Genomic DNA, 25,482 nt, shown 5'->3' on the forward strand with positions numbered 1-25,482 from the left:
CTGTAGCGCGAGGTCCTAAGATCCCCCGCTTTCCTCCGCAGAGCGTATGCGGTATTAATCCGGCTTTCGCCGGGCTATCCCCCACTACAGGACACGTTCCGATGTCTTACTCACCCGTTCGCCACTCGCCGCCAGGCCGAAGCCCGCGCTGCCGTCCGACTTGCATGTGTAAGGCATGCCGCCAGCGTTCAATCTGAGCCAGGATCAAACTCTTCAGTTCAAACCTGTTACTGTTTTCGGTCTCTTCCGAGACCGGTCGCTCACTCAACGTACTGACGAATGATCTCTCNATCTTCCGACAGAAAAACCTTCCTTTCATTACTGTGTGAGACTTGATACTTTCGCTTTACGCCCGGTTCCGAAGAACCCGGCTCGCGTCGCGCATCAAGCGCCCACACTTATCGGCTGTTAGTTTTTAAAGATCATTCGCCAGGAAAGCTCTGCTTTCTTCGCGTCCGTCATCAAACGGGAGGCGAATTATGCGATGCGGTCCGCAGCGCGTCAACCCCTTCTCTGCAATTATTTTCGAAAAGCCAGAGGAATCGAAAAACGGCGCGGCCGCGCAGCAGTTGCCTAGCGCCAATTAATAGTTAGTCATCCGATGCAATTACTACGCGCCGGAGCGTCATCCATGCGTTGAAACCTCCTCCGCTCAAACGACAAATAAAGTTCTTCTGCTGGCCGCGAGTTCGATCAGTTGAAACCCAGCAGCAATTGGCGGTGACCCGGTCAACTAATCAGTTCTTCCGGCGTAAAACAGCGCGCTCCCCAGGCGTGAGCCGTTTTCTCGCAGCGGCCAAGCCGTATCGTGCCGGGTTCGAAGTCGACGAATACGACCTCGTCCGCGTGAAAGGGGCGCGCCGCCTGATCCGCTGTGCGGCCGTCGGTCAGTACCCACAGCCAGCGTTTTTGTGCGGGCTTGCGCCGTGCGCTGCGCTCGAGCAATTGCGCGGCGCATCGAATGCCCGCTGCGAACGGCGTACCGCCGCCACCGCCGAGCGGCTCGAGCCATCGCTCGTTCCACCAGCGCGGCACGGCGGGGCCGAAACGCAAGTCCGCGCCCGCGCCGCCGAAGCAAACCAGCGCAGCCTCCGCCCGCATCGCGCTTGCGCGGTCGAACAGCGCGATCAACAAACCCTTGGCGAGCGCGAGACGCTCCCCGCCCAGCATCGAGCCGGAACAGTCCAGCACGAAACAATGCAGCACGCCTTTGCGCGGCATCTCACGCATAAAGCGCAGATCTTCCGCCCGCAGCGCGGACCGGCCGTTTTGGCCCATTGCGACGAATGTCCGCGGCCATTCAATACGCCGGCCGTCATTGTCATGTGCGCGTGCCTGCGCATCGCCGCGTAAGTGCATGGCTTTTTGCGCCCGTTGCCGCCATCGAAAACCGCTGTGCGAGTCAGCGGCGGCGCCCTTCCGATGGCTCAGCGTTTTTTTACGTCAAGCGGAATGACGCCTTTAACTCGTGTGGTTGCAGCCGCTTGCGGTGGCAGATAACCCCAATCGCCTTCGCCGCTGCCCGCATTCTGCAGCGAAGGCTCAACGGGACCCGACGGCAAATTACGCGACTCTGCCTGCCTACCCGGCGCGCTACTGCCACTCGTAGACGATTCACCCTGCTCACGCCGTCTATGCACAAGCACCGCCTCCGCAACGCGATCGACGTGCTGCGTCGTCACGGCGTCCGCAAGCTCCCACGCTGCCAGCGCTCGCGCGGCGCGAAGCATCACGAGGTCGGCACGCAAGCCGTCCACGGCAGCGTCGATGCACAACGTGCTCACATGCGCATGCACCGCGTCGTCGAAAGAAAGTTGCGGCAATGCCTCGCGGGCCGCGCGAATCCGCTGCACATACTGCGCCTGCTGCTGCGCATGACCGGCGCGGAAACCAGCAGGATCGAGATCGAACGCGAGCCGCGCCTTTACGATCTGCTCACGCACGCGCGGCTCGAAACAGTTCTGCAACTGGACCATCAATCCGAAGCGGTCGATCAATTGCGGACGCAACTCGCCTTCTTCCGGATTCATCGTACCGATCAGCACGAAGCTCGCCTCGTGACTATGGGATACGCCATCGCGTTCGACAGTGTTCACGCCGCTCGCTGCCGCATCGAGCAACGCGTCGACGAGCGCATCGGGTAACAGATTCACTTCGTCCACATACAGCACGCCGCGATGTGCTTTCGCGAGCAGCCCAGGCGAGAATCGCACCGAGCGGTCGCGTAGCACCGTTTCAATATCCAAAGTGCCGATCAAACGATCCTCGCTAGCGCCAAGCGGCAGATTCACGAGTTGCCCTTCCGGCAACAACTCCGCGAGCGCCCGTGCCGCCGTGGATTTCGCCGTGCCGCGCGGCCCGCTCACCAGCACGCCGCCGATTCCCGGATCGATCGCCGCAAGCAGCAACGCCTGCTGCAACGCCGTTTGCCCGATCAACGCGGCAAACGGAAAGGCGGGTCTTTGCGCCGCGCCTGAGCGGGCATTCGTGGCTGCATTCATGTTTGCATTCCTTCAATCTGCTGTTCGCTCGCGAGCAGATGCTGTTCGACCTGCGCGCGATACTCGCCTGGTGCCTGCCACAAACCGCGCTGCATGGCTTCGAGCAGACGCTCGCAAATCGAATGCAGCGCATGGGGATTGTGCTGTTGCAGGAATTCGCGCGTATGGGGATCGTTCAGATAAGCATCGGCAACAAGCGCGTATTGATGATCGGCAACCACGCGCGCAGTGGCGTCGTAGCCGTACAAATAGTCGACGGTGGCCGCGATTTCAGCGGCGCCTTTATAACCATGGCGTTTTACGCCGTCGATCCACTTCGGATTGACCACGCGCGAGCGGACCACACGCGCGATTTCTTCATGAAGCGTGCGAACGCGCGGCGCGGCCGGATTGCTGTGATCGGCGTGATAAACGCTTGGCTGATTGCCCGCCAGATGCCGCACGGCCGCGACCATGCCGCCCTGAAACTGGTAGTAGTCGTTCGAATCCAGCAGATCGTGTTCGCGGTTGTCCTGATTCTGCAAGACGACGTCCATTGCGGCGAGCCGTGTGCCGAACGCCTGACGCGCCTCTTCGCCCGCGTTTTTCTGCGTGTACGCATAACCGCCCCACGCCTGATACGCATCCGCGAGGTCCGCGTCTGTCTGCCATTGCTTCGAGTCGATCATGTCCTGCAAGCCGGCGCCGTATGCGCCGGGCCGCGCGCTGAAAACGCGCCAGCCCGCGTGCCTGCGCGCTTCGGTGGGCTCCATGCCGCGCGCGATCAATGCATCGCGTTCGTGCATCACGCGCGCGCGAATCGGATTGAGCTCAGCGGGTTCGTCGAGTTCGGCAACCGCCTGCACCGCTGCATCGAACAGATGCATCACGTTTGCAAAAGCGTCGCGGAAAAAACCGGACACGCGCAACGTCACGTCAATACGCGGCCTGTCGAACGCTTCGATCGGCATGATCTCGAAGTCGGTTACGCGATGGCTGCCCGGTGCCCACTTCGGCCGCACACCGAGCAACGCGAGTGCTTGCGCAATGTCGTCGCCGCCGGTGCGCATCGTCGCGGTGCCCCATACGGAAAGGCCGATCGCCCGAGGATAATCGCCGTGTTCCTGCAAATGCCGCTCGATCAATTGCTGAGCTGACTTCAGACCAAGCGACCAGGCCGCCTGGGTAGGAATCGCGCGCGTGTCGACCGAATAGAAATTGCGGCCCGTAGGCAGCACATCGGGCCGCCCACGCGATGGCGAACCGCTCGGCCCAGGTCGCACGAAACGGCCTTCGAGCCCGCGCTTCAGATGCAGCATTTCCTGGGTGCCGCATGCGTCGAGCCGCGGCAGCACGTCGTCGCGCAAACGCTCGAGCACGCGCTCTGCTTGCGGCAGGCTCACTTTCGCTTCGGCGAAGGCCTCTGAAGCGTCGCCTTGTTCGCCACATACTCCACGCAGCATTTGTGCGGCGAGCAGTTCCAGACGTTCGCGCGTATCGCCGCAATGACGCCAGGGCGCGTCGCTCACGCGTTGCAGAACGTCGGGACGCGGCCCTGTCCATGCCGCGGACCAATCGACAGACAATGGATCGAAGAAATGATCGATTTGCAGATCGCGCGCCAACGCATCGATCAGCCCCGCCTTGCCGCCTTGTCCGTCGCCGACGGGAAAACGCCCTAGCGCAAGCAATGTATCGCATCGCTGCACGCCTTGCGGCGACTGACCGAACGTGTGCAAACCGTCGCGGATCTGCGCTTCTTTCAACTCGCAGAGCCAGGCGTCCACGCGGGTGAGCAGCACGTCTTCATCGTCCTCGCCCTTTGGTTCAGACAGACTCAGTTCTTCATGCAGCCTGTGCTCGACAATGGTCGCGAGGATCGTGCGCCGCAACAGCTTCGAGCGGCGCGGGTCGACCATTAGCGCTTCATAGTATTCATCGACCTGGCGCTCGAGATCCTGCAGCGGACCATAGCTTTCCGCGCGCGTGAGCGGCGGCATGAGGTGATCGACGATTACTGCCTGCGCACGGCGCTTCGCCTGACTGCCCTCGCCCGGATCGTTGACGATGAACGGATACAGATGCGGCATGGGCCCGAGAATCAGATCGGGCCAGCACGCATCGCTCAACGCGACGCTCTTGCCCGGCAGCCATTCGAGGTTGCCATGCTTGCCGACATGCACGACCGCGTCGATGCCCCACTGATGACGCAACCAGAAATAGAACGCCAGATATGCATGCGGCGGCACCAGTTCGGCATCGTGATAGCTCGCGTAATCGCCCTGTTCACGCGAACGCGACGGCTGAATGCCGACGAACACGTGCCCGCAGCGCCAGCCGGCAATCATGAAACGGCCGCGCCGCACGGTGGGGTCGAGCTCCGGCGGGCCCCAACGCGCGTTCAACGCATCGCGCGCTTGTGCAGGCAGCGCGTTGAAATGCGCAAGGTAGTCGCTGAGTGCAAGGCTCTGCAAAGCGGGCCGCAAATCACGCGCCACAGGATCGTTCGTCACGCCTTCGGTGAGCTTTTTCAGCAGCGCGTCGCCATGCACCGGTAGTTCCGTGAGCCGATAACCTTCGTCGCGCAGCATCGACAGAATGCCGACCACCGAAGCCGGCGTGTCGAGCCCGACGCCGTTGCCAATGCGCCCTTCGCTCATTGGGTAGTTGGCGAGAATCAGCGCCAGCTTCTTATCCGCGTTGTCCAGCGAACGCAGCCGGCACCAGCGGCGGCTCAATTCAGCCAGAAAACTTACGCGCTCGAGATCCGGCTGATAGCGGACCACATCGACTTCCGTATGCGGACAGCGATAGGCGAGCCCCTTGAAACTTATGGCACGCGTGATGATGCGGCCGTCCACTTCGGGCAGCGCGATATGCATTGCAATGTCGCGCGAATTCAGGCCCTGGTTGTCTTTCTGCCAATCGTCGCGATTGCCGCCGCTCAGAATCACCTGGAGCACCGGCGCATCGCCCGCGAGCGCGAGCGGCTCGGGGTCGTCGATTGCGGATGCGGCGAACGCAGTCGTATTGAGCACCAGCGCCGCATGATGTTGCGCGCACAACGACTGCACGACTTCGCGGCTCATCGCATCTTTAAGCGACGTAATCGCAATCGGCAGCGGATTGACAGCGCAGGATTCCAGCGCCTCGATCAGCGCGTCGAACACCGCCGTGTTGGCTGCCTGAAGATGTGCCTTGTAGAACAGGATTGCCGCAACAGGCGCATCGTGCCGCCAGCGCGCCTGCCAGTCGGCGATGGTCGGCGTGTCATGCTCGGGATGGTAGAGCGACGCGGCAGGCAGCGCGCGCGGCGGCGCCGGTTCCCGTCCCCAACCCAGCGTGCGATGCGCGATGCAACGCAGGAACGCCTCGGCATTTTGCGGTCCGCCTTCGCGCAGATAGCGCCACAACTGATGGCACAGGTCCGCGTCTGCAGTGCTGCGCGCAAGCAGGTTCGGGTCTTCCTGCAGATCGCCGGAAAACATCGCGAGCGTCTGCCGTTTGCGCTCGGCAAGCGCGACCACCTGCTCGATGCCATATGGCCAATACGCCTCGCCGCCAAGATGATCGACCACGACGACGCGCGCATGCTGCAAGACGTCTTCTACATAAAAGTCCACCGAGGCCGGCTGCCGCAGATAAGTCACATTGGCGAGGCGCACGCTCGGAAAGCCCTCGCCGAGAAGGGGAAACACGCTTGCTAGCAGCGACAGCGTCGTATCCGCGGAACTGAGCACGACGATATCCGCGGGCCGCTGATCGATGCGGATCACGCCTTGCGTATCGTCGACGAAACCGCCCGGCGTGGTGCGCAGCAGATGCATATGCGTCTACGCCTGTTGCTCAGCTACGTCAGAGCCCACGCCGAGCGCGGCGTCGAATGCGCGTTGCAACGCGGCCTGGTCGAGGTCTTCGCCGATCAGCACGAAGCGGCTTTCCCCACCTTCGCCTTCTTGCCAGCGTCGATCGAAATAGCTGTCGAAGCGGCGCCCCACGCCCTGAATGACGAGCCGCATCGGCGCGCCAGGCAATGCCGCGAAGCCCTTTACGCGGTAGATCGTGTTGTTTCCCACCAGTGCCTGCAGCGCGGCGAGCACCGCTTCGCGCGAAGGCGCGCCCGCCCGCACGACCACCGAATCGAATTCGTCGTGGTGATGATCGGCGTCGTCCGCCGAACCATGGTGATCGTGACGCAAGTGGATCGTTTCTTCCGATGCCGCCTCGAGCCCGAACAACGTATGCAGATCGAGCTGCCCGTTATGCGCGCGCACAATCTTCACTTGCGGCGGGATTTCTTCGCGAATCACGGCCTCAACTGCATTTTGGCCCGCTTCGTCGAGCAGATCGGTTTTGTTCAGGATCACCAGATCGGCTGCGGACAACTGATCCTCGAACAGTTCGTGGAGCGGCGACTCGTGGTCGAGATTCGGATCCGCCTTGCGTTGCGCGTCCACGGCAAGCGGATTTTCCGCGAACTGGCCGCTTGCGGCTGCCGGGCCGTCGACGACGGTAATCACTGCGTCCACGGTGAAACTGCTTTTGATCTGCGGCCAGTTGAACGCCTGCACGAGAGGCTTGGGCAACGCGAGCCCCGAGGTTTCGATCAGCACGTGCTCGATCTGCTCGCGACGCTCGACGAGCTTTTCCATCACCGGAAAGAATTCTTCCTGGACCGTGCAGCACAGGCAACCGTTGGCCAGTTCATACAATTGCCCTTCGGTCTCGACGTCATTTTCGTCGCAGCCGATGCCGCAACCCTTGAGGATTTCACCGTCAATGCCAAGTTCGCCGAACTCGTTGACGATCACCGCGATGCGCTTGCCGCCCGCATGCTGAAGAATGTGCCGCAGCAGCGTGGTCTTGCCGCTGCCGAGAAAGCCCGTGACGATGGTGACGGGAATCTTGCGCATCTGAGTTTGCATCGTGAGGTCCATCCGTGAGAGTTGCATGCTGGCCGGCATGATCGCGCGCCGTTGCGCACGACGTTACATCGCGAAACGCGGGGACGAACGACGGCCTTGCCGCTACAACAGGAAACACGCAGAAAACAGGTATGAGGTCATGAGCGCTGCGCCGCATCCCCGCGGCCTTCGCCCTTCGTGTTCCGGCCGGTATCCGGGCTGGCGAAAGCGCCGCTTCCCCTTCCCGGACGAGTGATTTCTCGCCCAGTGGTGATATGCCCACGCGGCCTTGCGCGTGAACATCGAAGCCGGCTCCGCGGCATCATGCAAACCAGCATGACGCCGCTTTCGCTTACCGTTGCGGGGGCAGCACAGGTTGGCCCGATCCATGACAGGCGGGCGCCCTGTTTCCCGTTTAACTGCATGCGCACGAGCGCGCACACGAGCACCAGAAGTGCGTGCGAGTGTAGGCGCAGCGCCCTGTCACGTCAAGAAAACGCAAGCTGGGCGCGCGTGCCGGACGAGCTTTCCGTGTGCTATCGTATGCGCGCGTTTGGTGCCCGCACATGCGTTCGCGTGTGCAGTTAAACGGGAAACAGGCAGCGCGCTTGCGCCCAACCTGTGCTGTCCCCGCAACGGTAAGCGACCAGCGGCGCAATTTTTCATTCCGCCGCACATGCGTTTTCGACGCCACTGTCCGATACATTCGAACGAATGCGGGCGGGAAGGCAAAACGCGTGAGGCCGTCAGCCCGGATACCGGCCAGACGTGGAGGCGGCCGTGCTGTTTTTGAGCACACGCCGCCGGCCGCCGGAATCCGCGAGGGACGGATGTGAAGGCGCAGAAGCACGATGTGTGAATGAGCGCACAAGCTCCGTTCGCCAACGTGCGTGCATGCACAGCTTTGAATGACTTCGATCTCCAATCCATTGCGTCCATTCGCACGCCAGCGCACCGCTTCGGGCGCGTCGCCGGCACGCGTGCCGTCCGTGCTGCGCACGGTTCGCGAGCCGTGATGACGCGCGCGTGGCTGATCGGCGCAGGTCCCGGCGACGTCGAACTGATGACGCTGAAGGCCACTCGCGCGCTGGCACAAGCCGACGTGATACTCGTGGACGATCTGGTGAACCCCGAGGTGCTGCAATTCGCACGCGCCGATGCATCCATCCTGTATGTCGGCAAACGCGGCGGCCATCCGTCGACGCCGCAAGAAGGCATCGTCGCGCAAATGCTCGAACACCTGAACGCCGGACGCAGCGTGGCACGGCTCAAGGGCGGGGATCCGTTCGTGTTTGGCAGAGGCGGCGAAGAGCAGCAGGCGCTGCATGCCGCCGGTATCGAAGTGGAAATCATCAGCGGGATTACTGCGGGAATCGCGGCGCCGGCGGCGATCGGCATTCCGGTGACGCACCGCGATCATGCACAAGGCGTGGTGTTCGTGACGGGACACGGTGCGGGCACGAGTGAGCCGGATTGGGCCGCGCTCGCCGCCACGCGCATGACGCTCGTCATCTACATGGGCATGCGGCGGCTGAACGATATCGTCGCCGCATTGCTCGCGGCAGGCATGGGCGCCGACACCCCATGCGCGGCGATTGAATCCGCAACGCGTCCGGAACAGCGGCATGCGCTCGCAACACTGGAGAAATTCGCCGATGCCGTCGCGCGCGCGGGACTGGGCTCGCCCGCAATCGTGGTGATCGGCGGCGTGGCCTCGCTCGCGCTTGAACGTGCCTGCGCCGTTGGTTCGCCACCGGCGCCATCGTTGCCGGATGCATAATGAAAACGCTTAGCGTGGGCATCGGCTGCCGCCTGCATACGTCGGCGGACGACATCGAAAACGCTGTGCGTGCCGCGCTCGGCTCGCATGCATTCGAAGACATAGTGACCGTGGCTTCCATCGAAACCAAAGCTGACGAAGCGGGCTTGCTCGAGTTCTGCGCGCGCCATGGGTTTCCGCTGCAACTGTTCTCGCGCGAACGGATTGCCGCGATGCGTGTGATGGAACCGTCGAAGGCCGCACGCGAACATCTCGGCGTTGGCGGCGTCAGCGAACCGTGCGCGCTGCTCGGGGCATTGCATCTGGCGTTGCAGAATTCCCGCGCCGGCACCTCCGCACAGGAACCATCACCCGCACTCGCTGAATGCATCGCCCACGAACCATCAGCAGCAACCGCAGAAAGCGCCGCGCAGCTCATCGTCGGCAAGACCGTTTGCGCCGGCGTGACCGTGGCGATTGCATCGGCGCGACGCACGAAAGCAGACAGCGCTACCCACACTCAACAGGACCTTCCATGAAGACGGACCCCGAATCGCATCAACGCATGACCGAACGCCGGCGTGAAGGCCACGAAAAAAAGCAGGCCAACGCGACCGTCGAAAAAGGTCTTTTGATCGTCAACACCGGCACCGGCAAAGGCAAGACCACCGCCGCCTTCGGCATGGCTGTGCGCGTGCTCGGCCATGGCATGCGCCTCGGCGTGGTGCAGTTCATCAAGGGCGCGTTGCACACGTCCGAGCGCGGTTTTCTCGGCGCGATTGCCAACTGCGACTTCGTCACGATGGGCGACGGCTACACCTGGAATACGCAAAACCGCGAGGCCGACATGGCCACCGCGCGCAAGGGCTGGGACGAAGCGCGCCGAATGATCGAAAGCGGCGACTATCAGATGGTGATACTCGACGAGCTGAACACCGTGCTCAAATACGGGTACCTGCCGCTTGATGAAGTGCTCGCCGTCATCAACGCGCGTCCCGAGATGCTGCATGTGGTCGTGACCGGCCGCCACGCGCCGGATGCGCTGATCGAAGCCGCCGACCTCGTCACAGAAATGCGCATCGTCAAGCATCCGTACCGCGAGCAAGGCGTGAAAGCGCAGCGCGGCGTGGAGTTCTGAACGTGTCCGCGTGCCCCGCGCTTTTCATCAGCGCTCCCGCGTCGGGTCAGGGCAAGACCACGATCACCGCGGGCCTCGCGCGCTACCATCGGCGGCTCGGGCGGCGTGTGCGTGTCTTCAAGACCGGCCCTGATTTTCTCGATCCGATGATTCTCGCGCGCGCGAGCGGCGCGCCCGTGCTGTCGCTCGATCTGTGGATGGTCGGGCAGGACGCCTGCCGTAATCTGCTCGCCGAAGCGGCGGCTGAAGCCGATCTGATCCTGATCGAAGGCGTCATGGGTCTCTTCGACGGCACACCGAGCAGCGCGGACCTCGCGACCGCTTTCGGCGTGCCGGTGCTCGCCGTGATCTCCGCGAAGGCGATGGCGCAGACCTTCGGCGCGGTGGCCTTTGGGCTCGCGCATTTCAGGCAGCAGGTGCCGTTTCATGGCGTGCTCGCCAACCGCGTCGGCTCGGCGCGTCACGCGCAGATGCTGCAGGAGGCGTTGCCGCCGGGGCTGCGCTGGTGCGGACACATTGTTGCGGACAGAGAAATCGAACTGCCTGACCGCCACCTCGGTCTGCATCAGGCCGAGGAAATCGACGATCTGGACACACGCCTCGAGCGCGCCGCCGATGCGCTCGCTCACACAGATCTGGCCGGATTGCCGCCGGCCGTGGAATTCGGCGCGCCCACGCCGCCGGCGCTGCCGCGTCTTCTGCAAGGCAGGAAGATCGCCATTGCGCGTGACGCCGCGTTCTCGTTCATCTATCCCGCCAACGTCGCGCTGCTCGAAGCGCTCGGCGCACATGTGCACTACTTCTCGCCGCTTGCCGATGAGAGCTTGCCAGCCGACACCGACGCGCTCTATCTGCCCGGCGGCTATCCGGAACTGCACGCAGCGGCGCTTGCCGGCAACGCCCGCAGCGCCGCCGCGGTGCGCGCCCACGCGGCGGCCGGCAAGCCGCTCGTCGCCGAATGCGGCGGCATGCTGTACCTGCTCGATCAGCTCACCGACACCCAAGGCGTGAGCACGCCGATGCTCGGCCTCGTACCCGGCCACGCGGCCATGCAAACGCGCTTCACCGCGCTTGGCATGCAGCAGATCGACAGCCTGCATGGCCGGATGACCGGCCATACGTTCCACTACTCGAAGGTCAGCACCGCTCTGGTGCCGCTCTGCTCCGCCACGCGGCCTCAAGGCGATGCACCGGGCGAGGCGCTGTATCGCGTCGGCTCGATTGTCGCGACCTACATGCATGCTTACTGGCCCTCCAACCCGGCCTTCGCGGCCGCTCTCTTCAATGGCGAAGCCTTTTAACGACGCGGACCGCGAAGCGGTCTATCGCGCGATTCATGAACGCCGCGACATGCGCCACTTCGTGCGCGATCCCGTCGATGCCGCCGTGTTGCAGCGCCTCCTCGACGCCGCGCATCACGCGCCGAGCGTCGGCTTCATGCAGCCGTGGCGGATCGCGCGCATCACGGATACGGCGTTGCGCGCGGCGCTGCATGAGATTGTCGAAAGCGAACGGCTTGCCACTGCCGACGCGCTCGGCAAACGCCGCGACGAGTTCATGAAGCTGAAGGTGGAAGGCATGCTGGAATGCGGCGAACTGCTGGTGATGGCGCTGATGGACGGCCGCGAGCGGCACATTTTCGGCCGCCGCACATTGCCGGAGATGGATCTCGCGTCAGTGGCCTGCGCGATTCAGAACATGTGGCTCGCGGCGCGCGCGGAAGGTCTCGGCATGGGCTGGGTGTCGCTCTTCGACGTGGATGCGGTGCGCGAACTCCTGCAGATGCCCAAAGGCGCGCGACCGGTCGCGATACTGTGCCTCGGTCACGTCGAACAGTTCTACGGCGAGCCGATGCTGCAAAGCGAGCGCTGGGCAGAGCGCATGCCGCTAGCCGATTGCGTGTTCGAAAACCGCTGGCCGCAAGGGCTCTGAACGCAGTCGCAATGTTACTTTTCAAGCGGCTTGACCGAGACCACGTCCGGTATACCGCGCGCTTCATTCATGCGCAGTTTGACGCGCCAGTCGGCCGGTGCGCCGAACGGAAACTGGGCCAGCGCGCTTTTGATCAGCGCAGGCGTCGCTCGCAGCGGATCGGCGTCGCGGTCCGTGCTCGCCGCGCTGACCTTGTAGACCTCGCGTCCGCTTGCCCGCTCGAAAAAGCGCAGCGTCAGCATATGCCGGTACAGGCGTGCGCCGAATAGCGAGAACGGCGCGCCGCTTTGCCTGCCGCAGTCGCCTGCCGTGCAGTCGCTGCGGTCCACGCCAATTTCAGCCGGCCGCGTTTCGTAGCCGACCGACAGCACGTAATGCGCGGGACGATCGGCCGTATCCGCGAAACCCTGCTTCGCCAGTTCGTCTCGCAGCGCGGTTTCGAAATGCGCGTGGGCGCTGTCCGCCCCCTGCGTCGGCATGCGCGCGAAGCTATAGGTCCGCTCGCCCGGCAAAGCGCTTGCAGGCGTGGCGGTATGTACGTCCGCATGCATGCCGGTGCAGCCGGCCAGACTCGCCGCTGCCAGCACGGCGCAGATGAGGATCGCATTCACCGCTTTCACCGCTTTCACAGCTCTCACTGTTCATTCCTCGCTTCGATTGGTTGCGCGCTCACGCGTCATGAAGAGGGCTCGCAGGCTGGCCTGATTGTTCGTCGTCGAGAACCGGCAGGCAGATCGTGACCGCCGTGCCGCGTCCGGGTGCGCTGGTTACTTTCACTTCGCCGCCATGGCGGGTCACGACGGTCTTCACGAAGGCCATGCCGAGCCCGGCTCCACCCACTTCGGGCCGCTCGGTTTCGTGGAAGCGCCTGAAGCGCTCGAAGAGACCCGCCTGCTGCTCCTCGGGAATGCCATAGCCTTCGTCGCGGATGGTGCACGATATGCGCCCCGTCGCGGCGCGCACTGTGGCCGCTGAGGCCGCTGTGGGTGCTGCCACCGCTGTGGCCGCTGACGCCGCTGTGGCCGCTGCGCGTGCCGGCTTCACATACGACAGCTCGCAGGTGATGCGCGTATCCGGCGGGCTGTACTTCACCGCGTTGTTCAGAATGTTGACGAGCGCGCGCGTCATCAGCGAGCGGTCCGCGCAGATCCAGTGAGCGCCGCCGCTGGCGTCGTCACGATCGCCGTGGCTCCCGGTTCCGATATCCAGCGCGATGCGCTTGGCGTGCGCCTGCGGCCAGACTTCGTCGCTCGCGTCGATCATGATCTCGGCGAGATTCACCGGCTCAAGCATGTAGGTTTGCGATTCGGCGCGCGCAAGCTGTACGAAGTCGTCGGCGAGTGTCAGCGCGCGTTGCGCATAACGTTCGATGCGCTCAAGCACGCCGCGCGCGAGCGCCGGCAACTCGCGGGCGCGTTCCATTTCCACCAGCGCGAGAATCGACGCCTGCGGCGAACGCATGTCGTGCGACAGCAGCCGCAGCGCGTCTTCGCGCTGACGCTCGGCGGCATGCAGCGCGGACACGTCGACGAGACCGGCGATCCAGCCGGTCGTCTCGCCCTGCGCATTGGTGCAGTTCGCGTAACGCAGCAAATGATCGCGCTCGTTTGCGTCGCGCACTTCGACGCCCTGCGCCATCAGCGCCGCGAATTCGCCGCGCGCGGGATCGAGCAGCGCCGGCCAGTGAGTGCGCGCGAACAGCGTGTTGTCGGCGTCGGACGCCGAGCCGCTGTCGATCGCCTTCACGAGCGTCAGGCCGCCGAGCACGGCCTGCATCGCGCGTCCTTCCGGCATGGGCGCGCCAAGCCGCGTGAAATGCGCCTTCGCGGCATGGTTGGCGATCAGCACGATGCCCCGTACGTCGCTGACCAGAATCGGCTCGGGCACGCTGTTCAGGCTGTCCCACACGAAACGCTTCATGTCCTGCACGCGTTGCGCGGCTTGCGCCATCAGCGCCATGTGCTGCTCGAGCACGTCGCCGCCGAACTCGCGGCGGCGCTGCGGCGTCTGCGGCAGCAAATGCGGCTCGTTGGCGAGGCGCTGCAGTTCCTTGCGCAGATAGGCCATCGTCATTTCGAGGCGGCGCCAGTTCCAGACCGGATAGACGACGACCACGCCGATGATCGCGGGCACCGGCGATAGCCACAGCCGCGCGCCATACAGCAGCAGCGCGCTGCCGGCCATGGCGAGCAGGCAGAGCGCGCCCGTCAGCAGCAACGAGCGGCGCGGCGACAGCACGAGAAAGCCCGCCAGCAGCGCGGCAAGCGGCACCAGCGACACCGCGGACAGCAACCACCGGGCGGCAGGCATTACTGCGCGGCCGGTCAGCAGCGTATCGAGCACGTTCGCATGGATATAGACGCCCGGCAGCGGCCCCAACTCGCCTGAGACGGGGGTCGCAAACCGGTCGTAGAGACCCGACGCGGTTACGCCGATCACGACGATGCGACCGCGCAGCTTCTCGACGGGGACGTCGCCGGCGAGCACGTTTGCAAAGCTGAGCTTCGTATAGCTTTGCGAGTTGCGGCTGAATGGGATCAGGAAACGGCCGTCGCTCGCGGCGTCGCTGTTCGCGTGGGACGTAGCGGGCGTGCCGCCGCTGCCGGCGCCCGTAGCGCCCGCAGCGCCCTCCGTCCTCGCCGGCCGCGAATTCAGTGCAAGCGCGCCCCGCTGCGCCGCCCGCGCGACCGTCACCATCAGTTGCGGCCAGCGTGCGTCGGCGTCGCCCTCGAATTGCGCGACGCTGCGCACGATACCGTCGCTGTCCACTTCGAGGTTGATATGCCCGAGGCCGGCTGCGGCATGCGCGAGCGGCGCCACCGGTTCGACGGCGACATGCCGCGCGCCCCGCCCGTCGTTCGTGAGCAGCACCGGCAGATAGGTCGGACTGAGCGCGATGGCGCGCGCGAGCGCGGCATCGTCGGGATTGGGTTCTGTGAACAGCACGTCGTAGACGACCGCCGCAGGCCCCGCTTTCGCGAGCTGCTCGAGCAGGCTCGCGTGAACGCTGCGCGGCCACGGCCAGCGTCCAAGCTGCGCGATGCTTTGATTGTCGATTTCGAGCACGATAATGTCGGGCAGTACCGGCTGCGTACGCCAGCTCAGCAAGCGGTCGTACATCAGATGATCGACGCTCTCACTCATCCGCCCCATCGAGCCGAGCAGGATCACAATGATGCCGAGGCAGCCAATGGCCACCCATTCGATCAGAAAACGCCGACCCGCGCGCCGTCCAAGACGGGCGCGCGGGTCGAGGCTCAGGCGCGTAGGTGTGTTCGACAAGGCGTGCGCGTGGGGTCTGTAGGGCGTGCGAGCGTGAGCGTTCGTAAGCGGATCGGCTGCGGCCTCGTGAATCTACCAGCGTCAGCGCGCGAGCGTAAACGAGCGAACCGCGCTGCTCGTCTCGTAGAAGCGGCCGTTGTCGAACTGCTCGGCAACGATGGTCCAATAGTAGACGCCCGGCGGCAGATCGCTCACCACCAGTTGGCCACCTGTCAGATCCGTCCGGTCGACAATCGGATGACGCAGATCGGCCGTCGTCGCCATGACGAAGCGAAAGCGCGTTTGCCCCGAAGCCGGCGCGCGGCTCACGAACCAGCGGAACTCGTACTCGTGGCTGCCGGGGCGCGGCGCGGCCGACGCCGCAAGACCGAACTGCCGGCGCTCGAAGCCATACACGCGCGGCAGGCCTTCGAGCCCATTCGGGTCGATGGCGGCGATGCGCACGAAATACGTGCCGTCCGCGAGATCGCCAAAATCGGCGTGCGGCGCGCTCACGCGCAACTCGCGGATCAGGTCGAGCTGGTCGGCATCACGCGAGATCTGCACGCGGTAGGCGGCGACCTTGCTTGCCGCGTTGACCGTGTCGGTGCCAGGGCCGGCAGGCTGCGGGACCAGATCGAAGGCAACCGTTTTGCCGTCCTGCACGCGCGACGGTTGCGCGAGCGCGGGCGCGTCAAGCAGCGGGACTGCGTCGCCCGGCGCGCCGTCGGCTCGCGTGATGCTGCCAAAGCGCGCCGCCAGCAGTTGCGCCGACGCCTGCAACGGCACGCCCGGTGCGGGCGCGCGCACGAGCGGCGCGGCCGGATCGACACCGACTGCGCCGTCCAGCACCTCGACTGCGGTGGCTTGTGTGTCGCCGTCGTAAGTCACCCGGAAATGCGTCCCGCGCACGCCCGCGACCACCGACGGCGAGCGGATCTGGAAGCGGTCGTCTTTTTTCGTCGCGTGCCTGACCTCGGTTTCGACCCGCCCGCGCTGCAACGCCAATTGCCGGTCGCCCGCGCCCGTCAACGTGGTACGCCGCAGCTTGCCGATGTCGAGTACGCCGTCTTCGGTCATCGTCACATGCGAGCCGTCGGACAGCTCGAGCGTGACGAAGCCGTTCGGTCCAGTGCGGATGCGGTCGCCTTCGCTGAGCGTCGCCCCCGCCGCAAGCGGCAAGTACGGACTCTTGCCGAACGCATGTTCGGCCGGGCCGCTGGTTGCGATGACGCGCGCCGTCTCCGGGTCCTGTTTCAGCTTGTCGGCAGGCAGACGCAGCGCCACGCCTGCATGCATGCGGCGCGGCGCGGGCACGCGATTGAGGCGGCTGAGCGCGGCCCAGTCGCCATTGCTCAGATAGCGGCTCGCGATTTCGTACAGCGTGTCGCCTTCGCGCGTCACGTAGGAAACGTAGACGGGCGGCGGCGCTTTCGCACGCTGTTTGGGCGCGCGCGCAGACTGCGCGTGTGCGGCGGTGGGCGCTAAGCACACCATCGCGAGCATGCCGGCCGCCGTCAGCAGTACTCCCGCGCGCCGGGCCGCCGAACCGCCGCTGCTCCGCCTCGCCGGAGCGACATCGACGGAAAACGTCACGCCTGCCCCTCTTCCGGCCGTCCGGCGATGGCCGGCGCCTCGCTGGCGGATTCCAGCCGCTCGAGCCGGTAGCCGTAGCCGTAAATCGGCGTCAGACGGTAGCCGTGCTCGGGGCGCAGGCCGAGCTTGCTGCGCAGCATCGAGACGTGCGTGTCCATGGTGCGCGACGGGATGTCGGTCGCCTGCTTCCAGATGACGTCGAGGATATGCGCGCGCGAGAGCGGCCGGCTCAGATGCTGGAACAGCAGCAGCGCGAGCTCGAACTCCTTCTGTGTGACCGCCACCTTCGTGCCGCGGACCACCACGTGCTTCGCATGCAGGTCGAACTCGAACTCGCCGAATGTTTCCTTCGCCGACGGCGGCTTCAGATGATAGGCGCGCCGCAGCAACGAACCGACGCGCGCCAGCAGCACCGCAGCGGAGACTGGCTTGACGACGTAGTCGTCGGCGCCCGTGTTCAGAATCGACGTGATGTCGCTTTCATGGCCGCGGTTCGTCATGAACAAGACCGGCAGGCGTTCTGACAGGCTTTGGCGCACCCAGCGCAGGACTTCTTCGCCCGACATATCGGGCACATTCCAGTCGAGCACCAGCAGATCAAAGGTCTGGCGCCGCAACTGCCGCACCAGTTCGCGGCCTTCTCCATATGCGTGACAGACATGGCCGGCCGCCGACAGCGTCTGACAAACCAGATCGGCCTGCGCCGAATCGTCATCCAGGACAGCAATTCTCATAAAACCCCGCAACGCGACTTTATCGTTTCCAACTGGCCGACCGGTCGCGCCGGCAGCCGTGATGCGCTGCCGGGAAACCGGCGCACTGGCCGGGATGCCGGTGCGCCAGGCACCGGGCGATCCGGCGTTCCACTTATCTACAGTTCGAAGTTTCTTCGACTTTCTTTCGACTAATGGTCCTTCGCCTCGCGCCCCGTACAAACTCTTGCCATCCCATCTCAAAATTAGCGCGCATTTTTTGATTCAGGAGCAGCGATTATCAAACCGGCGATAATCATAATCGAAAAAACGGCTGTTTTCGCCGGATACCATTAAACGGCTCGCGGCGCGGCGTCTTTCAATTGCGCGCCGCTTTCATGCTGCTGGCATGTTTGCTTTTCATGCTGGGCGCATATTGTCTGCATGTCGACTGCATGTCGGCTGCATGTCGCCTGTTCGCCCGCTGCATGTTGCCTGCACGCCGCCTGCATGCCGCTTCGTGGCGACTCCCTCACTGCGGCGCCTCTGTGTTCGCCTTTCGGTTTATCTCTCAGGTTCCGCTGCCGGGTATGTCTGCCTATCCGGCGTTATTTGGATCCGGTGGTCTCTCTCGCCTGGTGCTGGCCCCGCCGCCTTTCTTTTTCAAACCGCCGCCAGGATTCGGAATCAGCGGTTTGACATTTCGTGAGTCAGTATAGGAACTGTCTCAAAATAAATCGTTTAAGCTTTGTCAAATCCGCCTGGCCATGCTGGAAAAGCACGCTTCTATACGGATGAGCTTGCGCGACGGGTCCGCGCTCGCGTCTGTCGCATACCGGAATTTCCAGGCGCATGTGATTGCCGTCGCGCGCAATCACGCCTGACGCTGCGCCGACGCCCCGTGCGTTTCCCGGCTCAAACGACGCACCGCCTGAGGCGGCTGCCCTGTCGTGCGCAAAAACGCGCGCCTCATCCGCTCGCGGTCGGCAAAGCCGACCTGGTCCGCGATTACATCCAGCGAGAGGCGGCCTTTCTCCAGCATCAGTCTCGCCGCTTCGACCCGCAAATGCTCGACGGCTTTCGCGGGCGACTGCCCCGTCTCGGCGCTGAAGGCCCGGCTGAACTGGCGCGGGCTCAAGCCGGCGACGTCGGCGAGTTCCTCGACGGTCAATGCATTGCGCAGATTGGCGTTCGCATAGTCGATCGCTTTCTGGATCCGGTCCGACTTGGGATCGAGGTCGAGCAAGGTCGAAAACTGCGACTGTCCGCCCGCGCGCCGGTGATAGACGACGAGCTTGCGCGCCACCGTGCGCGACACGTCCTGGCCGTGGTCCTTCCCGATCATGGCGAGCGCCATGTCGATGGTGGCCGTCATGCCCGCGGACGTCCAGATCGGCCCGTCGACGATGAAAATCTGGTCCTCCTCCACAGAGATCTTCGGGAAGCGGCGCTGCAGATCGTTGGCGAAACGCCAATGGGTCGTGGCGCGCCGGCCGTCGAGCGCGCCCGCCTCGGCGAGGACAAACGCGCCCGTGCAGGGCGCCGCGATCCGCCGCGATGTCTCAAGCGAGCGTCTGACGAATTCGGTGAGCGCCGCGGACCTCAGGTCGATGTCGACGCCCGAGCCGAACATCACCGTGTCGAAGGTGGCGTCGCCGAAAGGCTGCGTCTCCACCCGGATGCCCGCCGACGACAGCACGAGCCCGCCCGTCTCCGAGAGCAGCGTCACTTCGTACGCGGGCTCTTCGAGCACGCCGTTGGCCACCTCGAACGCGGTGACCGCCGCGAAGCCCATCAGATAAAAGTTGGGAAATACGACGAAACCGATTCTGTGCATGCGCGACTCCGGCCATGTCCTGAATTGCAGGTATATATGACATTTGAGACGCGGTCAACGGACGCTATGCTTGGCCCATACCTCGCGTCGGCACGTGGACGCGCGCAGGACCGAGGCAGCCGCGGCAACTGCGGCTGCCTTGCATCGGAACTGAACTGGCTGGGTGGAAACCTTCTCATGGACCGTCGATTACTGATACTCGCACTGGGCATGTTCGCCATGGGCACCGACAATTTCGTCGTCGCCGGCATACTGCCGAACGTCGCGGCATCGCTGCATAGCTCCGTCAGCGCGGCGGGCCTGATGGTGACGTTTTATGCGTTGACCTACGCGGTGGCCGCGCCGGTCATGGCGGCCGTCGCCGGCGCATGGCCGCGCAAGCTTTTGCTGGTCGCCGCGTTGAGCATCTTCGTGGTCGGCAATGCGATCAGCGCGATGGCTACCGAACTGCACCCGGTTCTCTTCGCGCGGGCACTGGCCGGCTTCGGTGCGGCGCTCTTTTCTCCTACTGCGTTGGGCGTGGCCTCCGCGCTCGCCGCGCCGGAAAGACGCGGCCGCGCGCTCGCCACGGTCACGGCGGGCCTGACGGGCGCCACTGCGCTCGGGTCGCCCATCGGCACGTTTATCGGCGGATTCGGCAGTTGGCGAACCACGCTCTGGTTCGTCACGCTGCTCGGGCTGGTCGCGATGATCGGCGTATGGACGATGTTGCCCTCCGTCACGCAGCCTCGATCTATCACGTTGCGGGAGCGGCTCGCGCCGGTTCGGGACCTGCGCATCGCGCTCACGTTGCTCACTTCGCTGTTCGCATTCGGCGGCTTTCTGATGGTCTACACGTATGCGGGCGTCGTGCTGAACCGTGTGACGCATGGCGACGAGCGCGTTCTCGCGGGCATGTTCCTGTTGTGGGGCGTGGCCGCCACGGCGGGCAATCTGTGGGCGGGACGGCTTGTCGACAGGTTCAGGAGCCGCCACATCATCAACGCGATGTTGTGCGTGGCCGCCGTCAACTTCTGCGCGCTGCCGTGGACGTCGGCTCACGCTTTGAGCGCGGCGATTGCGCTGACGGTGTGGGGAATCTGCGGCTGGGGACTCATCGTTCCGCAGCAGCACCGGCTCGTGCAGCTCTCGCCGCAAGTCGCGCCCCTGCTGCTGGCGCTCAACAGTACGGCCACGTATATGGGCCTCGCCTGCTCCGGCGTGCTCGGCGGCGCGGTGCTGCAGTCAATCGGCGGGCGCTATCTGAGCGTCGTGGCAGCAGCGCTGGTCGCGCTCGCGTGGGTGCTTGCCGAGGCCGCGCATCGGCGGATCGAGCGGCCGCAAACGGCGCCGCGCACGGCTCTAGAGCGCGAGACCGAGCCTGCCTGAGCCGGGCAACGCAACGCTCATTCGTTTCGGTCGATAATCGCGGTTTTCCGCTCTCTTCTGCACCCTCACGCAGCGGATAGCCGCGCTATCGAATCGAGGAACGAATGGACCGTTTGACCGGCATGGCAGTATTCGTCGCCGCCGTCGACGAAGGCAGTTTCGCGGCGGCTGCGCGCCGCTTTGGCCTGTCCGCCGCCATGGCCGGCAAGTACGTCAGCGCGATCGAAGCCCAGTTGGGCGCGAGACTGCTTCAACGCAGTACGCGCCGCCTGAGCCTGACGGACGTCGGCCACGCGTATTACGAGCGATGCAAGCGGATTCTCGAAGCCTACGACGAGGCCAACCGCGAAGCCAGCGACGCGCACGGCGCCGCGCGCGGCGTGCTCAGAGTGGCGGCGCCGGTCACCTTCGGGGCCATGCACCTGGGCGACGTGCTCGCGCGGTATATGGAGCAATGTCCGCAGGTGAGAGTCGAAGTGTCGCTCTCCGACCGTTATGTCGACCTGCTGGAAAGCGGCGTGGACGTGGCGGTGCGCATCGGGCGCCTGCCCGATTCGGCGCTGGTCGCGCGGCGGCTGGCGCCGTGCCGGATGGTGATCTGCGCGTCGCCAGACTACCTGAAGCGCCATGGCATGCCGCGCAATCCCGACGACTTGCGGCGGGCGCCGCGGCTCACGTTCAGCGAAGCCGTCTCGGTCGGCGACTGGACACTGTTCGACAACGAACAACGCCCACATGTGATCGACGGACCTTCCCGCCTTGCAGCCAACAACACCCAGATGCTGCTTGCCGCGGCGCTTGCCGGCGCGGGCATCGTGTATGGACCGACTTTCGTATTCGGCGAGCAGATTGCCTGCGGAAAACTCGTCGAACTGCTGCCTGAATACCATGCATCCGAGCTGACGATTCAGGCGGTGTATCCGAGCGCACGACATCTGCCGCTGAAAGTGCGGCACTTCCTCGACTACCTCGCCGCTGCTTTCGGCGACGAGCCGCCGTGGGACCGCTTCAGACAGTCGCCGCCCGCGCGGGTGCGCCGCTCGCACGTTGCCAAGCCTGCAACTCGCCGAGAAACTGCCGGATGATAGCCGCGAGCGCCGACGGCGCTTCGAGCGGAGACAGATGTCCAGTGCCCAGCAGCACGTCCAGGCGCGCGCCGGCAATGCGCGGCAGCACTTCCTTTTGCAACGTCTCGATAGGGTCGACCTGATCGAGTTCGCCGCCCACCACGAGCACCGGAACGTCGATTAAGCCAACCTCCTGCCTGATGTCTTCGCGCATGGCAGCGTTGGGCCAGGCCGCCTTCGCTTGCGGCGCACCCCGCAGACTGTCGACGATGACCTGCTCGCGCAGCCGGGCGTCGAGCGGATTGGCGGTAAGCACGTTATCCAGCACCCACGCGATGGATTCGCGCGAGTCGTAAGCAGCGGCCATTGCGGCGCGCTGTTCGTCGGAAAGAATGGTCGGCGACGGCGGCGACGGCGCCACGAGCACGACACCCTCCAGTCCTTGCGGCCGGCGTGAGGCGACCAGTTGCGCCACCTTGCCGCCCATCGAGTGACCGACCAGAACGTAGCGCGAAAGCCGCCGTGCTTCGATGACGTCCTGCACGTCGTCTGCCAGGTCCGCGATTGCGTAGCCTTGCTGCGGCGCGTGCGAATAGCCCCATCCGCGATGATCGACCGCCACACTCCTATACGCGCCCGCCAGTTCGCTCACAACCGCGTCCCACGTGCGCGACGATCCGCCCCAATAGTGCAGAAACACCAGCGCCGGTTCGCCGCTGCCTTCGTCGCTGATATGAACCGTTGTTGCCCTCGTTCGAATGTCCATTGCCCTGCTCCTTGCCGATGCGCTTCGCGCGTGTGTGAAGCGGTTCGGGCTCGCCCGCAACCGTGGGCGCATTGTGGATTTCGTGGCTTCAACTGATAAGCGGCGCGCGCGTTTATACCGTCGATCATGTCGCGATCGAATCGGACCGCGGCCGGCCTGCCAGGCCTCAGGCTCGCTTGCATAAAAGAACGGCGTCGTTCCCTTGACGGGACGACGCCGCTTCAAAAACATCACACGCTCGCGGGGGCTGCCCACACGAGTGGACCAAAAATAACTGCAACGAAAAGCTTCCTCAAGATGAAATAACTGCGTTTGTAACGAGACGTGCGGTACTTTTTACGCACGATGCGAGCGTGCCCCGCGCTCCGGCAGCGCTGCATGCGGCCTTAAAAAACGACGGCCAGACGCTGCGAAACCCGCCCGTTTTACACACGCGATGATTTGTTACAGTCCGCGCGGTGCCGTGGTGACAAACCGTTGGCCCTTGTCACCTGCGCGTAAGCCGGATGAAACCGGCGTGCATCGATGGGTAAAGGGCAACGTCAGGCCGGCAGATCCATACAGCGGCGTGCGCCGTCCGCGCCGCGCACGGGCGCGATGTGCTCGAGCCTGACCTGCGCGCCGCCCGCCGCGCGAACGCCGAGCGCTTCGGCGGCAGCATACGAAAGATCGATGATCCGTCCGCGCACGAACGGGCCACGGTCGTTGATACGCACTACGACCGAACGCATGCGCGCGAGCAACGTGACACGCACACATGCGCCTAACGGCAACGTGCGATGCGCGGCCGTCAATGCATGCATGTCGTAGCGTTCGCCGCTCGCGGTGCGGCGGCCGTGAAAGAGCTTGCCGTACCATGAAGCGACGCCGGTCTGCCGAAAGCCTTTGCTGCAAGCACAGGCCGGCACGATGGGCGAATCGTCGTTCGTGGACTGCGCGTCCGTGCCGGGCTGCGTAGCCGATGAATGCAGTGGCTGCGCAGCGCTGTCTGGAACCGCACCATCGTCGTGCTGGAACGCATGCCGTGGCGCGCCTTCCAACATGTGCATGGCCGTGGGCTCAGCCCCTTGCGGACCTGCGTCGACGCCGGGTTGTGCGCAGCCGGCAAGCGCGAGCGCGGCAGCTAGCAAAGCGAGCGTCAATGAAAGACGGCGTTGGGAACGGTTGCAAGAGTCAAGTGTCATGAGCGTCGTCGCACGCGTCATGCTGCATGGACAGCACGGCGTGTCGCGTCCGGTTTGGTTTGGTTTGGTTCGGGGATAACGGGAAGAAGCAGCGGCAACAAGCGGCAACAAGCGGGACCAAGCCCCCGCTAACGGCGCCTGGGGAGGTAGAGGAGCGGATCGACAGCCTTGCCGTCCTGGCGCACTTCGAAACGCATCGATGCGTCGCCGCTCGCGTCCGTCGCGGCTTGCCCAATCGCCTGGCCTTTCTTGACGAGCGCGCCTTCCTTGACGAGCAGCGCGCGGTTATTGCCGTACGCGGTCAACAAGTGCGGGTCATGCTTGACGATGACCAGCCGGCCGTAGCCCGGAATGCCGCCGCCCGCATACACGACCTTGCCGTTCGCCGCAGCCTTCACCTGCTCGTCCGCGAACGCGGCGAGTGTCACGCCTTTGGTCCTGCCGGCAACGAACGGCTGTTCCACCGCGCCGCTGACCGGCCACATAAGCCTTGCTTTGGCATCGCGCGCGGTGCCGGACGCTGTGTCCTCGCGCTTGTCCGCACGCTTATCCGCGCTCGCCGGCGTACGCGCATTCGTTGCGGCCGGGTTGCCCGAAGCGCTCGAGGGCGGCGGCGCGACCCGCAGTATCTGTCCGGTTCGCAACCCGGCATCGGCGGGAAGACGATTCCACCGCGCAACCGCCGAGACGTCGCGGCCAAAGTCTCGCGCAATCGCCGTCAAGGTATCGCCCGGATTCACTCGATAAAACCCCGAGGGCACCGCCGTTTCGCCCTGCGCCGCCAGTGCACTGCCGGTCGCGATCGCCGCGATCGGATCCATCTGCTCGCCGGCCGGCGCATCGCTCAACGGCGCGCCCGGCGAGCGCAGGGAACAGGCGCTCAGCGGGCTGGACAATGACAACGCAAGCAGCATCGTGACGAGCGGTTGGGCACATCGGGACAAACTGATTTTCATTAGGACTAGAAAGAGATCGTGTTCTTGACGAGCGGCGGCAGCGCGCTCGTGCTTCTTCTGTGGAAGCAGATGCAATGGGCGTCACGGCGCGTTAGCGCCGCTGCGGCCTGGATCGGTGCAAGCGGATCGATGCCGGGCATCGATCCGCTCTTTCGCGGGCTCGCTACAGGGTTGCGAGCAGGCTTGCCAGCAGGCTCGCTAGCAGGCCCGCCAACAGCTTCGATAAGCGGCGCGAAACTTACGGCTTGGCGGGTGCTGCGTCGTCGGCGACGGGTGCAGCGTTGTCGTCGCCATGGGCGGCCGACGCTGCATGCTTGTGCGCATGCTTGTGTGCGTGCTTATGCTTCTTCGCGTGATGGTGCGTGGCCGCCGGCTTTGCTTCATTGGCAGCGGCAGAGCTTGCAGCAACAGCCGCCGGCGCTGCGTGCAGCGTTGCGGCTTGCGGCGCGGAAGCCGCTGCGGGCGCGGAACTCTGCGCGAACGCTGCGATGGAGAACAGGCCGGCGACGGCGGCGGCGAGAAGTTGCTTGTTCATTACGGTA

Annotated in this window: 20 protein-coding genes, 1 rRNA gene and 2 riboswitches; of the genes, 7 read left to right on the forward strand and 14 right to left on the reverse strand. The window is 64.7% G+C overall.

Translation table 11 applies throughout. The features are described from left to right. The 5 genes from A3AC_RS29305 to cobW form a co-directional block, all read right to left on the reverse strand. A 16S ribosomal RNA gene (locus A3AC_RS29305) occupies positions 1 to 220 on the reverse strand; the annotation flags it as partial. A gap of 509 nt (positions 221 to 729) precedes the next feature. Then, the gene (locus A3AC_RS0118105) at positions 730 to 1,278 is read right to left on the reverse strand and encodes a vWA domain-containing protein (RefSeq protein WP_025600599.1); all 549 of its coding nucleotides are present in this window, start codon (positions 1,276 to 1,278) and stop codon (positions 730 to 732) included. A gap of 149 nt (positions 1,279 to 1,427) precedes the next feature. Then, complete coding sequence (locus tag A3AC_RS0118110; protein ID WP_025600600.1) at positions 1,428 to 2,501, reverse strand: ATP-binding protein; 1,074 nt, start codon at positions 2,499 to 2,501, stop codon at positions 1,428 to 1,430. Continuing rightward, positions 2,498 to 6,307 carry a cobaltochelatase subunit CobN gene (cobN, locus tag A3AC_RS0118115; RefSeq protein WP_025600602.1) on the reverse strand — a complete coding sequence of 1,270 codons (3,810 nt, stop codon included), beginning with the start codon at positions 6,305 to 6,307 and terminating at the stop codon, positions 2,498 to 2,500. Before cobN ends, A3AC_RS0118110 begins: the two co-directional genes overlap by 4 nt. A gap of 6 nt (positions 6,308 to 6,313) precedes the next feature. After that, positions 6,314 to 7,405: a cobalamin biosynthesis protein CobW gene (gene cobW / locus A3AC_RS0118120; protein WP_025600603.1), complete on the reverse strand. Its 1,092-nt coding sequence runs from the start codon at positions 7,403 to 7,405 to the stop codon at positions 6,314 to 6,316. Positions 7,406 to 7,572: 167 nt separating this feature from the next. Further along, a riboswitch (cobalamin riboswitch) is annotated at positions 7,573 to 7,852 on the reverse strand. A gap of 69 nt (positions 7,853 to 7,921) precedes the next feature. Continuing rightward, positions 7,922 to 8,165: riboswitch (cobalamin riboswitch) on the forward strand. A 234-nt stretch (positions 8,166 to 8,399) separates the two neighbouring features. Between cobW and cobA the strand changes: the two genes are divergently transcribed. The 5 genes from cobA to bluB are packed head-to-tail and all read left to right on the forward strand — an operon-like array spanning position 8,400 to position 12,213. Continuing rightward, positions 8,400 to 9,164, forward strand: coding sequence for a uroporphyrinogen-III C-methyltransferase (gene cobA, locus A3AC_RS0118125; RefSeq protein ID WP_025600604.1), 765 nt, complete (start codon positions 8,400 to 8,402; stop codon positions 9,162 to 9,164). Further along, the gene (locus A3AC_RS0118130; RefSeq protein ID WP_025600605.1) at positions 9,164 to 9,682 is read left to right on the forward strand and encodes a cobalamin biosynthesis protein; all 519 of its coding nucleotides are present in this window, start codon (positions 9,164 to 9,166) and stop codon (positions 9,680 to 9,682) included. The genes cobA and A3AC_RS0118130 overlap by 1 nt, the downstream gene beginning before the upstream one ends. Next, positions 9,679 to 10,281 carry a cob(I)yrinic acid a,c-diamide adenosyltransferase gene (gene cobO / locus A3AC_RS0118135; RefSeq protein ID WP_025600607.1) on the forward strand — a complete coding sequence of 201 codons (603 nt, stop codon included), beginning with the start codon at positions 9,679 to 9,681 and terminating at the stop codon, positions 10,279 to 10,281. The genes A3AC_RS0118130 and cobO overlap by 4 nt, the downstream gene beginning before the upstream one ends. A gap of 2 nt (positions 10,282 to 10,283) precedes the next feature. Next, positions 10,284 to 11,582 carry a cobyrinate a,c-diamide synthase gene (locus A3AC_RS0118140; RefSeq protein WP_025600608.1) on the forward strand — a complete coding sequence of 433 codons (1,299 nt, stop codon included), beginning with the start codon at positions 10,284 to 10,286 and terminating at the stop codon, positions 11,580 to 11,582. After that, positions 11,566 to 12,213 (forward strand): 5,6-dimethylbenzimidazole synthase, encoded by a 648-nt coding sequence (bluB, locus tag A3AC_RS0118145; RefSeq protein WP_025600609.1) that lies wholly within the window; start codon positions 11,566 to 11,568, stop codon positions 12,211 to 12,213. Before A3AC_RS0118140 ends, bluB begins: the two co-directional genes overlap by 17 nt. Positions 12,214 to 12,227: 14 nt before the next feature. Here bluB and A3AC_RS0118150 read toward each other — a convergent pair whose 3' ends face one another. The 5 genes from A3AC_RS0118150 to A3AC_RS0118175 form a co-directional block, all read right to left on the reverse strand. Then, positions 12,228 to 12,851 carry a DUF4136 domain-containing protein gene (locus A3AC_RS0118150; protein WP_025600611.1) on the reverse strand — a complete coding sequence of 208 codons (624 nt, stop codon included), beginning with the start codon at positions 12,849 to 12,851 and terminating at the stop codon, positions 12,228 to 12,230. A 31-nt stretch (positions 12,852 to 12,882) separates the two neighbouring features. Then, positions 12,883 to 15,495 (reverse strand): CHASE2 domain-containing protein, encoded by a 2,613-nt coding sequence (locus A3AC_RS0118155; protein ID WP_025600612.1) that lies wholly within the window; start codon positions 15,493 to 15,495, stop codon positions 12,883 to 12,885. Positions 15,496 to 15,576: 81 nt separating this feature from the next. Beyond that, a complete protein-coding gene (locus A3AC_RS0118160) occupies positions 15,577 to 17,070 on the reverse strand; it encodes a FecR domain-containing protein (RefSeq protein WP_025600613.1) in 1,494 nt (497 codons plus the stop codon). Continuing rightward, the gene (locus tag A3AC_RS0118165) at positions 17,067 to 17,804 is read right to left on the reverse strand and encodes a response regulator transcription factor (RefSeq protein WP_025600614.1); all 738 of its coding nucleotides are present in this window, start codon (positions 17,802 to 17,804) and stop codon (positions 17,067 to 17,069) included. Before A3AC_RS0118165 ends, A3AC_RS0118160 begins: the two co-directional genes overlap by 4 nt. A gap of 832 nt (positions 17,805 to 18,636) precedes the next feature. Then, positions 18,637 to 19,599, reverse strand: a complete 963-nt coding sequence (locus tag A3AC_RS0118175) for a GlxA family transcriptional regulator (protein ID WP_025600615.1) — start codon at positions 19,597 to 19,599, stop codon at positions 18,637 to 18,639. A 177-nt stretch (positions 19,600 to 19,776) separates the two neighbouring features. Here A3AC_RS0118175 and A3AC_RS0118180 point away from each other — a divergent pair, with 177 nt between their 5' ends. Both A3AC_RS0118180 and A3AC_RS0118185 read left to right on the forward strand, forming a co-directional pair. Next, entirely contained in the window at positions 19,777 to 20,967 is a 1,191-nt protein-coding gene (locus A3AC_RS0118180) for an MFS transporter (protein WP_025600616.1), read from the forward strand. Between the two features lie 104 nt (positions 20,968 to 21,071). Next, the gene (locus tag A3AC_RS0118185) at positions 21,072 to 22,052 is read left to right on the forward strand and encodes a LysR family transcriptional regulator (RefSeq protein WP_025600618.1); all 981 of its coding nucleotides are present in this window, start codon (positions 21,072 to 21,074) and stop codon (positions 22,050 to 22,052) included. Here the strand turns inward: A3AC_RS0118185 and A3AC_RS0118190 are convergent. From A3AC_RS0118190 to A3AC_RS0118205, 4 genes are all read right to left on the reverse strand, one after another. Beyond that, positions 21,976 to 22,800, reverse strand: a complete 825-nt coding sequence (locus A3AC_RS0118190; protein WP_025600619.1) for an alpha/beta fold hydrolase — start codon at positions 22,798 to 22,800, stop codon at positions 21,976 to 21,978. The two genes, A3AC_RS0118185 and A3AC_RS0118190, sit on opposite strands and share 77 nt — an antisense overlap. Before the next feature lie 542 nt (positions 22,801 to 23,342). Next, positions 23,343 to 23,984, reverse strand: coding sequence for a septal ring lytic transglycosylase RlpA family protein (locus tag A3AC_RS0118195; protein WP_025600620.1), 642 nt, complete (start codon positions 23,982 to 23,984; stop codon positions 23,343 to 23,345). Positions 23,985 to 24,112: 128 nt separating this feature from the next. Then, positions 24,113 to 24,928, reverse strand: a complete 816-nt coding sequence (locus A3AC_RS0118200) for a peptidoglycan DD-metalloendopeptidase family protein (protein WP_332261482.1) — start codon at positions 24,926 to 24,928, stop codon at positions 24,113 to 24,115. Between the two features lie 250 nt (positions 24,929 to 25,178). Then, positions 25,179 to 25,475: a hypothetical protein gene (locus A3AC_RS0118205; RefSeq protein ID WP_025600623.1), complete on the reverse strand. Its 297-nt coding sequence runs from the start codon at positions 25,473 to 25,475 to the stop codon at positions 25,179 to 25,181. Positions 25,476 to 25,482 lie beyond the last annotated feature (7 nt).

The organism is Burkholderia sp. WSM2230 (assembly GCF_000472445.1).
Classification (GTDB): Bacteria; Pseudomonadota; Gammaproteobacteria; order Burkholderiales; family Burkholderiaceae; genus Paraburkholderia.